This window comes from Bacteroides sp. 90-K9/2, from assembly GCF_047310725.1.
GTDB lineage: Bacteria > Bacteroidota > Bacteroidia > Bacteroidales > Bacteroidaceae > Bacteroides > Bacteroides vicugnae.
The window spans coordinates 1,714,634-1,728,863 of the sequence record NZ_JBCGVL010000001.1 but is presented as its reverse complement, the minus strand read 5'-3'; the positions used below and the strand labels follow the sequence as shown (position 1 = coordinate 1,728,863).

Sequence of the window (14,230 nt, the reverse complement as noted above, 5' to 3'; positions counted from 1 at the left end):
CCATTTTGTTCGTTCATAAATTATAATTTTATACTAATTAATAAAATGAAAAACAGATATGAATAAGACTTTAATCTGTATTTTGTGGTGTTTAATGTGTGGAGGTAATGTCTTTGCACAGATCAAACTATCTCCGGTATTTTCTGATAACATGGTGTTGCAGCAACAAACACAAGCTCCTGTATGGGGTAAGTCTAAACCCAATAAGAAAGTAGAAATTACTACCTCATGGGATCAGAAGAAATATACTATTCAGGCTGATGCACAAGGGAATTGGAAGACTAAAGTAGATACTCCGGTCGCCGGAGGGCCATATACGATAACTATTTCTGACGGGAAACCTGTAAAGTTGAACAATGTGATGATTGGTGAAGTATGGGTATGTTCCGGCCAATCCAATATGGAAATGCAGGTAGAAGGTTGGGGTAAAGTGATGAACTATCAACAAGAGAAAGAGGAGGCGAATAACTATCCGAATATTCGTTTCTTGTTGGTAGAGAAAGCAACAAGTCCTTTACCCATAAATGATATGAAAGCAGCAGGTAATGGTTGGCAGGTTTGCTCTTCAAAAAGTGTGGCAGACTTTTCGGCAGCCGGTTATTTTTTCGGGCGCGATTTGCATAAGTATCAAAATGTGCCAATCGGACTGATAGATACTTCCTGGGGAGGTACTTATATTGAAACATGGACGAGTAAAGAGGCTTTGGCAACCATGCCGGATATGCAGAAGAAACTGGAGGTACTGAAAGGACTTCCAATTTCATCCGAAGATCGTGAAAAGAAATTCCATTCAGATGTGGAAGACTGGAAGAAAGAGATTGAAAAGATTGACAAAGGATTTGTGGATGGCAGAGCTGTATGGACAGTTACAGACTTTGAAGACAGTGCATGGAAAACGATGAAAGTGCCGGGGCTGATGCAGGAACAAGGCTTGAAAGGCTTTAATGGTATCGTTTGGTTTAGAAAAACAATAGATATTCCGGCAAAATGGGAAGGCAAAGAACTGACGTTGAATGTCGGAGTAATTGATGATAATGATTTCACCTATTTCAATGGCGTACAAGTGGGGCACACCGAGGGATGGATGGCTCCCAGAAGCTACAAAGTACCCAAAGAACTGGTAAAAGGTGGTAAGGCGGTGATTGCTGTGCGTGTGATGGACACTGGAGGTACAGGAGGTATAAATGGAAGTCCTGAAAGTGTTTCACTCCATCGCTCTCAATCAGACGCTATACCATTGGCCGGTGATTGGAAATATCAGGTTTCCTTGAATATAAAAGATATTCCACAAATGCCTGTAAATACAGCTAATGAACCGAATATTCCCGGATTTTTATTTAATGCAATGCTGAATCCGTTGATTCCCTATAGCATAAAGGGAGCCATTTGGTATCAGGGTGAGGCTAATACAGGACAAGCATATCTGTATCGTGAGTTGATGCCATTGATGATTACCGACTGGCGGAATAGTTGGGGAACTGATTTTCCATTTTATATGGTACAACTTGCCAGTTTCACAGCTCAACAAACCGCTCCGGTGGATGCAACCTGGGCTGAATTGAGAGAGGCTCAAACACGAACATTGCATCTTGAGAATACAGGAATGGCTGTGACCATCGATATAGGTGATGCTTTTGATATTCATCCGAAAAATAAACAGGAAGTCGGCAGGCGTTTGGCATTGGCTGCGCGGGCACAGACTTATGGTGAGAAAATACCATATTCCGGTCCAATGTATGATACGTATCAGATGGAAGGTAATAAGATCCGTATTTATTTCAAACATACGGACGGTGGGTTGAAGACTGCAAATAACGAAATAATAAAAGGATTTACCATTGCCGGTGTCGATCATAAATTCCATTGGGCTGATGCTGTGATTGAGGGTAACACAATCGTAGTATCTTCGCCGGCAGTCGCTTTCCCAGTAGCAGTTAGATATGCATGGGCTGATAATCCGATCTGTAATTTGTATAATGGAGCCAATCTTCCGGCATCTCCATTCCGTACGGATGATTGGCCGGGAATCACTGCTGGCAATAAATGATTCATTCAATCTATCAGTAAAAATAGTACGTTACACATTAAAGAATAACCATGAGAAAACTAATTTATCTAGTAATCTTTCTTTTTATTTCCATAGGAATATACGCTCAAACGAAAGACTTGGTGCAATACGTCAATACGTTACAGGGCACTGATTCCCATTTTGGATTAAGCTACGGAAATACATATCCTACTACCGGTATGCCCTATGCCATGCATACGTGGTCTGCACAAACCGGAAAGAATGGAGAGGGCTGGAAGTATCAGTATGCGGTAGATGCCATCAGAGGATTCTGCCAGTCACATCAATGCAGCCCGTGGATGAGTGATTATGCCGTATATTCCTTTATGCCGATGGTGGGAGAACTAGTCGTAAATCAGGATAAACGGGCGACGAAATTTAGTCATGACAATGAAATAGCCAAGCCGCATTATTATAAAGTAACATTGAATAATGGCATTACCACCGAAATGGCACCGACTACCCGCGGTGTGCATTTGCGTTTTTCCTATCCCTCTACCGGAGATGCCTATCTGGTGATCGACGGATATACAGATATGAGTGAAATCAAAATAGATCCCGCCAAGAGACAAATATCCGGTTGGGTGAATAACCAGCGTTTTGTAAATAATTCCAAGACATTCCGCAGTTATTTCGTTGTGCAATTCGATAAAGCATTTGAAGATTACGGCGTATGGGAAAATCAGAAAGATGAAATCTTCTCTAAAAAACAGGAGGGAGCAGGCAAAGGTTATGGTGCTTATATCAAGTTTAAAAAAGGCTCGAAAGTACAGGCTAAGGCAGCCTCTTCCTATATCAGTGCAGAACAGGCTGTGATTACTTTGAACGATGAACTGGGTAAAGACTCCAACCTGGAAACTACTAAAGCCCGTGGACAAAAAACATGGAATGAACTGCTGAACAGAATTCAGGTAGAGGGTGGAACAGAAGAACAAATGAAGACTTTTTATTCATGTCTGTTCCGTGCTAATCTTTTCTCACGTAAATTCTACGAACGTAAAGCGAACGGAGAACCTTATTATTACAGCCCTTACGATGGCAAAGTATATGACGGATATATGTATACCGATAATGGATTCTGGGATACTTTCCGTTCACAGTTCCCACTGACCAATATTCTTCATCCTACTATGCAAGGACGCTACATGAATGCTTTGCTTGCCGCACAGGAACAATGCGGGTGGCTACCATCCTGGTCGGCTCCCGGAGAAACGGGAGGAATGTTGGGTAATCACTCCATCTCATTATTGGCAGACGCATGGGCAAAAGGCATCCGTACCTTCGACCCGGAAAAAGCTTTGAAAGCATACGCACACGAAGCGATGAACAAAGGTCCTTGGGGAGGAGCCAACGGACGCGGCTTCTGGAAAGAATATTTTGAACTGGGATATGTTCCTTATCCGGAATCAATGGGCTCAAGTGCCCAGACCATGGAATATGCTTATGATGACTTCTGTGGCTACCAGCTGGCAAAAATGGTCGGAAACAAACACTATCAGGAAGTTTTTGCCCGTCAGATGTACAACTATAAGAATGTATTCGATCCATCCATCGGCTTTATGCGTGGAAAAGGAGTCGATGGCAAATGGCAGGAACCGTTTGACCCGCTGGAATGGGGCGGACCTTTCTGTGAGGGCAATGCTTGGCATTATACCTGGTCGGTATTCCATGATACCGAAGGATTAATCAACTTGTTCGGAAGCGATGAGAAGTTTACTACCAAAATAGATTCAGTGTTTACCCTGCCCAGCACTATCAAGCCGGGAACATACGGAGGAGTGATCCATGAAATGAAAGAAATGGAATTGGCAGGGATGGGACAGTATGCACATGGCAATCAGCCGATTCAGCACATGCCTTACCTGTATAGCTATGCCGGACAGCCATGGAAAACACAGTATTGGGTACGCCAGATTGTTGAAAGACTCTATAATTCAACAGAAAGAGGATATCCGGGTGATGAAGATCAAGGCGGTATGTCATCCTGGTATATATTAAGCTCATTAGGCATTTATGCCGTTTGCCCGGGTACGGATGAATATGTGATTGGCAGTCCACTATTTAAAAAGGCTACCATAACGCTGGAAAACGGAAATAAGTTTGTGATCGAAGCAAATAACAACAATAAAGAGAATGTCTATATCCAGTCTGCTACTTTGAATGGACGTGTATTGGACAAGAATTTCATTAAATATGACGACATAGCAGACGGTGGTACGCTCCGTTTTGAAATGGGAGGGCAACCGAATAAAGAAAGATGCACGTCAAAATATGCCGCTCCTTTCTCTCTGTCGAAAGAATAAGAAAAGAAACAACGAAATGCAGTATGAAAAATAAAGTTTTAACAGGTTTATTATTGGTATTGATTGGAGGGTGGGGGAGCCTCCTGGCACAGAATGCCGGGAGCAATTATGCCCGTCAGGTGAATACACTGATAGGTACAAAAGGCGTTGGTCTGACTTCGGGATATCTTTATCCCGGAGCCACCTATCCTTATGGAATGGTGCAGTTCACCCCTTCTTACTTTTCCAAACGTTCAGGATTCGTCATCAACCAATTGAGTGGCGGCGGTTGCGAACACATGGGCAACTTCCCTACTTTTCCGGTAAAAGGCAAACTGAAGATGTCTCCGGACAACATTCTCAACTATCGTATCAATATCTCTGAAGAAAAAGGACACGCAGGTTATTATGAGGCAATGGTGCAGGAAGATATCAAAGCCAAACTGACTGTGACCGAAAGAACCGGTATGGCGAATTATGAATATCCGGCAGATCAACAATATGGTACGGTCATTATCGGTGGAGGTATTTCCGCCACTCCGATCGAGCAGGCAGCCGTTGTAATCACTGCACCGAATAAGTGTGAAGGTTATGCGGAGGGTGGCAATTTCTGCGGTCTGCGTACACCGTATAAAGTCTATTTCGTTGCAGAATTTGATGCCGATGCCTTGGAATCGGGAACCTGGAAAAGAGATGAACTGAAACCGAACACCACTTTTGCCGAGGGAGAATATTCCGGAGTCTACTTTACTTTTGATGTAAGCAAGAAGAAAAATATCCAGTATAAGATTGGTGTTTCTTATGTTTCCGTAGAAAATGCACGTGAGAATCTGAAAGCAGAGAATACCGGATGGGACTTCTTACAGATTCAAAACCAGGCAGAATCCAAATGGAATGACTACTTGGGTAAGATCGAAGTAGAGGGCACTAATCCGGACCGGACCACTCAATTTTATACCCATCTGTATCGTTCGTTCATTCACCCGAATGTATGCAGTGATGTGAACGGAGAGTATATGGGAGCTGATTTCAAGGTGCATAAGTCCCGTTCTAAACATTACACCTCTTTCAGCAACTGGGATACCTATCGCACACAGATTCAGTTATTGTCGATGCTCGATCCCGAAGTAGCTTCTGATATTGTGATTTCTCACCAACTATTTGCTGAAGAAGCTGGCGGCGCTTATCCACGTTGGGTAATGGCGAATATTGAAACCGGAGTGATGCAAGGAGATCCGACTCCTATCCTGATCTCTAATGCCTATGCTTTTGGTGCCCGTAATTATGATCCGAAGCCGATCTTCAAAATAATGAGAAAGGGAGCCGAAGAACCGGGAGCAATGTCGCAGAATGTGGAGGCGCGTCCGGGATTGAAACAGTATTTGGATAAAGGATATTATAATGCTTCCATTCAATTGGAATATACTTCTGCGGATTTTGCCATCGGACAGTTTGCATTGCACGCCGTAGGAGATGAATTTGCAAGTTGGCGTTATTTTCATTTTGCCCGTTCATGGAAGAATCTGTACAATCAGGAAACCGGCTGGCTGCAATCACGTAATCCGGATGGCTCGTGGAAACCTCTGACTGAAGACTTCCGTGAGTCGACCTATAAGAATTATTTCTGGATGGTGCCTTACGATATTGCCGGTCTGATTGAAATTATCGGTGGAAAAGCCGCGGCAGAGAAACGTTTGGACGAATTCTTCACCCGTCTGGATGCCGGCTACAATGATGCCTGGTTTGCTTCCGGCAATGAACCGAGTTTCCATATCCCCTGGATATACAACTGGGTGGGAACTCCCTACAAAGCACAGGAAATTATCAACCGTGTATTGAATGAACAGTATTCAAGTAAAATTGACGGTCTGCCGGGTAATGATGATTTAGGTACGATGGGTGCCTGGTATGTGTTTGCCTGTATCGGTCTTTATCCCGAAATACCGGGAATAGGAGGCTTTACTGTAAATACACCAATCTTTTCATCGGTGAAAGTTCATCTGAAGAAAGGAGATATAGTGATAAAAGGCGGTTCGGAAAAGAATATCTATATCAAATCCATGAAGTTGAATGGCAAACCGTATGATAGTACATGGATAGATTGGGATCAACTTAATAATGGTGGGACTATTGATTTTGCTACCTCGGCCAAACCCGATGTAAAATGGGGAACTAAAGTGGTGCCTCCCTCTTTCCCTTAAAGAAATAAAGCAGGTTGGTAATAATTTTGCAAAAAGATTAGGCACGGATTACACGGATTTCACGGTTTTTAGAATGATGGGTATGTAAAGCAACAGCGTTAATCTGTGTAATCCGTGCCTATTTTATTTGAAAAACTAATTATGAAGACATATTAATCAAACAACGTAAGAATGAAAAGAAAACTACAGAACATAGCTTATCTACTGATGGCTGCCGCATTCGTTACTTCATGTGGCGAGAAGAAACAAACATCCGAATTTCCGGATTGGGCGTGGGCGGACTTCCAGCGTCCGGAAGGCGTTAATCCAATTATCTCACCTGATACTACTGCTATTTTCTATTGTCCGATGAGGCAGGATTCAGTGGCATGGGAGGCGAGCGATACATTCAATCCGGCTGCCACCGTTTATGATGGAAAAGTTGTAGTGCTCTATCGGGCTGAAGATAATTCGGCAACCGGTATCGGTTCACGTACTTCCCGTTTAGGATACGCTTCTTCCGACGACGGAATAAATTTCCAACGAATGACTGTTCCCGTATTTTATCCGGCAGACGATAGCCAGAAAGAACTCGAGAATCCGGGTGGTTGCGAAGACCCGCGCATTGCCGTAACAGAAGACGGACTTTATGTAATGCATTACACACAATGGAACCGTAAACAGGCACGTTTGGCAGTGGCCACCTCACGTGACCTCCAAACTTGGGAAAAACACGGACCTGCTTTTGCCAAAGCCTATAATGGAAGATTTCTGGATGAATTCTCAAAGTCTGCCTCTATCCTGACTAAATTAGTCGACGGCAAACAAGTGATCGCCCAAATAGATGGGAAATACTGGATGTATTGGGGAGAAAAGTTTGTCAATGTAGCTACCTCCACAGACCTCGTCAACTGGGAACCAATGTTGGATGAAAACGGCGAATTCCTGAAAGTCATGATACCCCGTTCGGGTAAATTCGACAGTGACCTGACCGAGTGTGGTCCTCCTGCTATCCTGACAGATAAAGGAATCCTGTTGTTTTATAACGGAAAAAACAAATCGGGTGCAGAGGGAGATACGCTTTATACAGCGAATTCCTATTGTGCCGGACAAGCCCTGTTTGATAGTAAAGACCCTACCAAACTAATCGATCGTCTGGATAAACCGTTCTATACTCCCGAATCAGACTTTGAGAAAAGCGGACAATACCCTGCCGGAACGGTATTTATCGAGGGACTTGTATTCCACAACCAGAAGTGGTTCCTCTATTATGGCTGTGCTGATTCTCGCGTGGCAGTTGCTGTATACGATTCTCTCAAAAAATAAAGAAAATGTTCATGAAGAAGATCATAATCTTTCTGTTTGGCATTTGTATTTGTAAAAAATATTAAGACATGAAAAAGATTTTTGTATTGATTGCGGCAGTTTGTATGACATATACTACTGCCTTTGCTCAAACTGTGAAACCTTTTAAAGAGGGTGAAAGAGCAGTATTTTTAGGAAACAGTATCACGGATGGCGGTCATTACCATTCGTATATCTGGTTGTATTATATGACTCGTTTTCCGAATATGCCTCTCCGCATATTGAACGGTGGTATTGGCGGAGATACGGCATACGATATGAACAAACGCTTGGATGGAGATATTTTCCCAATGAAACCCTCTGTATTGATGGTTACTTTTGGTATGAATGACTCCGGATATTTTGAATATAACGGGGATAATCCCAAAGAATTCGGTGAACAGAAATATCAGGAAAGTATCAAGAACTATCAGCAAATGGAGAAGCGTTTCAAAGATCTTCCTGATACCCGTATTGTGATGGTCGGAACTTCCCCTTATGATGAAACCGTGCAATTGAAAGAGAATGTACCGTTCAAAACAAAGAACGAAACTATCAAACGTATCGTTGAATACCAGAAAGAATCTGCAGCTAAGAACAATTGGGAATTTACGGATTTGAATGCTCCTATGGTTGCTTTGAATCAACAAAACCAACAGAAAGATCCGGCATTTACGCTTTGTGGCAGCGACCGTATTCATCCGGATAATGACGGACACATGGTGATGGCTTACCTTTTCCTGAAAGCACAAGGATTTGTGGGTAAAGAAGTAGCAGAAATGGAGATAAATGCTAATAAGAAACAGGCAGTTAAAGCAGAGAATTGTACAATCTCAAATATCAAGAAGAACGGGAAAGATTTGAGCTTTGACTATCTGGCAGAAGCTCTTCCTTATCCTTTGGATACGATTGCCCGTGGATGGGGACAAAAAAAAGGTCAGGCAGAAGCTACGAAAGTCATTCCTTTTATGGATGAAATGAATCGTGAGGTTCTGAAAGTAACAGGTCTGAAAGGTGATTATAAATTGTTGATTGATGAGGAAGAAATTGGAATATGGAGTGGAGACGACTTGGCAAAAGGCATTAATCTAGCTGCCGAATCCAAAACTCCTCAATATCAACAGGCATTGACAGTGATGCACCTGAATGAATATCGTTGGGAGATTGAAAGAACATTCAGAGAGTATGCATGGTGTCAATTTGGCTTTTTCCAGCAGCAGGGATTGTTGTTCGCTAATGATAGAAAAGCAATTGAGATAATGGATGAAAACGTGGATAAGAATGTCTGGTTGAAAGGACGTCGCGATATGTATTCAAAGATGATGTTGGATCCTGTCCGTGAAGCTCGTGAGCAGGAAATGGAAGTTCTTATCAATAAGATTTATGAGGTTAATAAACCTGTAGTAAGAAAGATTTTACTTAGAAAGATATGATGCGATAATGACGTAGAAATACGATGAGTATTGTTGAGAATTTGAGTTTTTAATTCTTCTTCCAGAAGTCGGAAGTGAAAAGCAATAATACAGTAAATAATTCCAAGCGTCCCAAGAGCATTAAGAAAGAAAGCAGCCATTTGGCAGCATCGGGCAATGTACTCCATGAGAAAGCCGGGCCACATGTGCCGAGACCTGGTCCCATATTGCCTATACTTGAGATTATTGTTCCTATTGATTCCAAGAAACCGACTCCTAAGCCCATCATGACAAGCACACTGATGATAACAATAACTACATACAAAAAGGTGAAAGCCAATACAGTAGACTGGATGGAAAGGGAAATAACTTGCTTATTTACCCGCACCGGGAGTATGGCGTTAGGGTGAAGAATATGTTTGAATTCATTTTTCACTACTTGAAACAGAATAACCATACGAATACACTTGATCCCCCCTGTTGTACTGCCGGCACAAGCTCCGATAATCATCACAATGACGAGGCAGCCCCAAAGGATGGAAGGCCAAAGCATATAGTCAGCTGTGACGAATCCCGTAGAAGTTTGCAATGAAATCACTTGGAAAAGCGATTTCCGGAATGCCTCCTCTACTCCCATAGAAGAAGTCTGATGGAGCCAGATAGCAATGAATAGAGTGAAGAATGAAACACAAATAAAGTAGAACTTCAGTTCCGCATCATGTAGGAACTTCTTAATCTTCCCGTTAAACATCAACAGCAGCAATGTGAAGTTAATTCCTGAAAGGAACATGAAAATGGAAATTACATAGTCTATGTAAGGTGAATGGTAATATTCAATGCTGGCCTGTTTGGTAGAGAACCCACCGGTACTGGTCGTTGCAAAAGCATGACATATACTATCGAATATACTCATGCCACCACCTATTAATAAAATAATCAGTGTTCCCGTCATTCCGGCATAAATACCCCAAATCCATTTAGCGGTGATGCCAATGCGGGGATGCACTTTGTCATGAGTAGGTCCACTGGCTTCTGCTGCGAATACCTGAATTCCGCCCACACCGAAAATCGGCAGAACGGCAATGGTGAAGAATACAATACCCAAACCACCTATCCATTGCGTCATAGCCCGCCAGAAAAGTATTCCGTGGGGCATCGACTCTATATTATTCAGAATAGTGGCCCCCGTACTGCTAAATCCGGACATCGTTTCAAAAAAAGCATCTGTAACATTGGGAATATATCCTCCTATATAATAAGGTAACATTCCGAAAAGGGAAAAGGTAACCCATGCTGCGCTGACGATGACATATCCATCGCGACGATTCAAGGATTTCACTGCGTCTTTCCCGACGGCAAGCAACAGAACGCCGATACAGGCTGTGACAGCAGATGAAATCAGGAAACTCTGCAAGTCATTCTCTTTATAAAAAAGAGAGACCGCTCCACAACATAACAGCATCGCTGTTTCTATCAGAAGCAGAAAGCCCAGAATCCGGAATATCATCTTTGAATTAATCATAAACTAGTATTAAGTATCAGGTATTAAGTATCAGGTATTAAGTATTAGTCGGTGAAAATGGGTTGCCACGGTTAATACTTAATACCTGATACTTAATACTTAATTAAAGAACTTCTCAATCTTTTTAATCATCATACTCAAACAGAATACGACTACATGGTCGCCGGGACGGATTTGTGTATCACCCGTCACCAAGATACCTTCTCCGTTGCGGATCATTCCTCCGATGGTAGTACCCTTCGGGAGTCCCAGGTCTTTAATCAGGTGTTTGGTGATTTTAGCACCTTCCGGTACAGTGAATTCAGCAACGTCCGCATTGGCAAAAGTAAGACATTTCACATTAGACACGTCGGCATCCAACATCATTTGGTAGATATGGCTGGCAGCAATCATTTTTTTATTGATAACAGTACCGATGTCAAGACTTTCCGCCATACCGATATAGTCGATATTCTCTACTTCTGCCACCGTCTTTTCCACTCCCATACGTTTAGCGGCGAGACAGGCTAGAATATTTGTTTCCGAGTTACCGGTCAGAGCTACAAATGCTTCGGTATTCTTTAGTCCCTCTTCGATGAGCAAATCCATGTCGCGACCATCTCCGTTGATAATCATTGTCTTATCATCCAGTAACTCTGTCAGGCGGTTACAACGGTTCAGGTCATTATCTACTATTTTCACCTGCATATAGTCCGGCACATATTGTGCGGTACGGACTGCGATGCGGCTTCCTCCCATAATCATCACATTGCGTACGTCGGCATAATCTTCCTTGCCGGCTATCTTACGAATATAAGGAATATACTTGCGGGTAGTGGTGAAATAAACAATATCATGCAATTTAACGACATCGTCTCCACGGGGAATAATCGTCTCCGTTCCGCGTTTGATGGCTACTACGTGATAAGGTATATTAGGACCGCCTAGCTGATGCAGCGGTATATTCAGGATTTCAGCCTTTTCGCGCATCTTCGTACCAATCAGAACCAGAGAACCTCCACAGAACTCCCACCATTGGCGTACCCAGCTCATACGCATCGAAGATACGATTTCTTTGGCAGCCAGCATTTCCGGATAAATCAGAGAATCTACTCCCAGCTTCTGGAAAAATTCTTTATTTTTTGGCAGAAGATATTCATAATTGTCGATACGTGCCACTGTCTTTTTAGCTCCCAGATTGGTAGCCAGCATACAGGCGGTCATGTTACGGCTTTCGTCCGGTGTGACTGCGATAAACAGGTCGGCTTCTTTGACGCCCACTTCTTTCAATCCGGAGATGGAAGAAGGAGAAGCGGCAACAGTCAGCAAGTCAAAATTGGCACTAAGAGCACTTAGTTTCTCTTCGTCATCATCCATCAAGATGATATCTTGCTTCTCGCGCGATAACAGCTTGGCCAAATGGGTGCCTACGTTGCCGGCACCGGCAATAATAATCTTCATGTCAATTGATAAATTCTTTTATTTTAGTCAGAATCCCTTCTTCATCCATGCCGCACAGTTGATACAGTTCGGCTACTGAACCATGCTCTACAAATATATTAGGGATACCGATACGCTTCACGGTTGGTTTGTATTCGTTGTCTGCCATAAATTCAAGGATAGCACTACCCATTCCGCCTTTGATAATCCCGTCTTCGATAGTCAGCACACGTTGAAATTTACGTCCTACCTCATGTAACAGCTCTTCGTCCAGTGGTTTTAGGAAACGCAAATCGTAATGGGCGATAGACAGACCGAAATCAGCTTCTGCCCGGGTGATGGCACGGGCGGCTATGTTTCCTATCGGTCCGATAGTGATAACCGCAAGGTCGTTACCTTCTTTCAGTTTTCGTCCTTTTCCCACCGGAATCTCTTCCAGCGGACACTTCCAATCCACTAATACACCGCGTCCGCGAGGATAACGGATCACGAACGGACCCTTGTCCGGCAATTGTGCCGTATACATCAGGCGACGTAATTCATGTTCGTCCATGGGCGAACTGATCGTCAGATTGGGGATCGGACGCAAACACGCCATATCAAAAGCTCCGTGATGAGTGGGACCGTCTTCGCCAACCAGTCCGGCGCGGTCGAGGCACAAAACAACAGGGAGATTCTGAATCGCTACGTCATGAATGATATTATCATGCGCCCGTTGCATAAAAGAAGAATAGATATTGCAGAATGGTTGCAATCCGTCTTTGGCCATTCCACCGGAGAAAGTAACCGCATGTCCTTCGGCAATGCCTACATCAAACGCGCGTTTGGGCATTTTCTCCATCAGTATATTCATCGAACAACCGCTAGGCATGGCGGGAGTGACACCGACAATCTTCGGATTGGCTTCGGCAAGCTCTACCAATGTATTTCCGAATACATCCTGGAAAAGCGGAGGCATTCCTTCTGTGTTGGCAATGAAACGTTCGCCGGTGACGGGATCGAACTTGCCGGGAGCATGCCATTCGGTAGCGTGCTTCTCTGCCGGTCCGAATCCTTTTCCTTTGATAGTATGCAGATGCAGGATTTTAGGTCCTTGCATATCTTTGATGTCGCGCAATACTCTTGCCAGATTCTTTACGTCGTGTCCGTCTATCGGACCGAAGTAACGGATATTCATCCCTTCGAAAATATTCTGTTGCTGTGCAGCCATTGATTTCAGGCTGTTCCCGAAACGTATGAGCGCTTTGCGACGTTCTTCGTTTAGGATGCCGAGCTTGAACAGCATGCGCGAGAGCTTGAAACGTAGCTGATTATAGCGGTTGGAAGTTGTCAGATTAAAGAGATACTGCTTCATGCCTCCTACACTACGGTCAATAGCCATGTCATTGTCATTCAGGATAATGAGCAGGTTGTTCGACGTGGCGGATGCATTGTTCAGTCCTTCGAAAGCCAGTCCGCCACTCATGGAACCGTCGCCTATGATGGCTACTACATGGCGTTTGGCATCTCCTTTTCTGGCGGCTGCGACAGCCATACCGAGAGCTGCAGAAATAGAATTGGAAGCATGTCCGCACGTGAAAGTATCATATTCGCTTTCTTCCGGAGACGGGAAAGGGCGGATTCCTCCGAGTTTCCTGTTCGTAGAAAAGGCTTCACGGCGTCCTGTCAGTATTTTGTGGCCGTATGCCTGATGTCCCACGTCCCATACAATACGGTCATAAGGTGTATTGTAGACGTAGTGCAAAGCTACGGTCAGCTCCACAGTTCCCAGACTGGCAGCGAAATGCCCCGGGTTGCAGCAGAGTTCTTTAATAATGTCTTGCCTTAGTTCACTACATACCTCCGGCAGTTGCTCCACGTCTAGTTTTCGCAGGTCTTCAGGATAATTGATAGTGTTTAGCAAGTTATATATCGGTTCATTCTTCATGATTCGAGGAAATTTAGTGCAAAAATACGAAAAGAAAGTATATTCGGCCTCCTTTTTTTTATAAAATCTTATTCGG

8 protein-coding genes are annotated in these 14,230 nt (G+C 43.5%); 5 read left to right on the top strand and 3 right to left on the bottom strand.

Annotated features, from left to right (window positions below; genetic code table 11):
• Positions 1-58 precede the first annotated feature (58 nt).
• From AAHJ11_RS06535 to AAHJ11_RS06515, 5 genes are all read left to right on the top strand, one after another.
• Positions 59-2,047: a sialate O-acetylesterase gene (locus AAHJ11_RS06535; protein ID WP_297284878.1), complete on the top strand. Its 1,989-nt coding sequence runs from the start codon at positions 59-61 to the stop codon at positions 2,045-2,047.
• A 50-nt stretch (positions 2,048-2,097) separates the two neighbouring features.
• Positions 2,098-4,371 carry a GH92 family glycosyl hydrolase gene (locus AAHJ11_RS06530; RefSeq protein WP_320982958.1) on the top strand — a complete coding sequence of 758 codons (2,274 nt, stop codon included), beginning with the start codon at positions 2,098-2,100 and terminating at the stop codon, positions 4,369-4,371.
• A 23-nt stretch (positions 4,372-4,394) separates the two neighbouring features.
• Positions 4,395-6,551, top strand: a complete 2,157-nt coding sequence (locus AAHJ11_RS06525; RefSeq protein ID WP_320982959.1) for a GH92 family glycosyl hydrolase — start codon at positions 4,395-4,397, stop codon at positions 6,549-6,551.
• 171 nt (positions 6,552-6,722) lie between these two features.
• Positions 6,723-7,856, top strand: coding sequence for a glycoside hydrolase family 130 protein (locus tag AAHJ11_RS06520; protein WP_320982960.1), 1,134 nt, complete (start codon positions 6,723-6,725; stop codon positions 7,854-7,856).
• A gap of 68 nt (positions 7,857-7,924) precedes the next feature.
• Entirely contained in the window at positions 7,925-9,307 is a 1,383-nt protein-coding gene (locus AAHJ11_RS06515) for an SGNH/GDSL hydrolase family protein (RefSeq protein ID WP_217722046.1), read from the top strand.
• Between the two features lie 49 nt (positions 9,308-9,356).
• Here AAHJ11_RS06515 and AAHJ11_RS06510 read toward each other — a convergent pair whose 3' ends face one another.
• From AAHJ11_RS06510 to dxs, 3 genes are all read right to left on the bottom strand, one after another.
• A complete protein-coding gene (locus tag AAHJ11_RS06510) occupies positions 9,357-10,808 on the bottom strand; it encodes a TrkH family potassium uptake protein (protein WP_320982961.1) in 1,452 nt (483 codons plus the stop codon).
• A gap of 99 nt (positions 10,809-10,907) precedes the next feature.
• Positions 10,908-12,248: a Trk system potassium transporter TrkA gene (trkA, locus tag AAHJ11_RS06505; protein ID WP_009000401.1), complete on the bottom strand. Its 1,341-nt coding sequence runs from the start codon at positions 12,246-12,248 to the stop codon at positions 10,908-10,910.
• 1 nt (position 12,249) lies between these two features.
• The gene (gene dxs, locus AAHJ11_RS06500; RefSeq protein ID WP_217722044.1) at positions 12,250-14,154 is read right to left on the bottom strand and encodes a 1-deoxy-D-xylulose-5-phosphate synthase; all 1,905 of its coding nucleotides are present in this window, start codon (positions 14,152-14,154) and stop codon (positions 12,250-12,252) included.
• Positions 14,155-14,230: the final 76 nt, after the last annotated feature.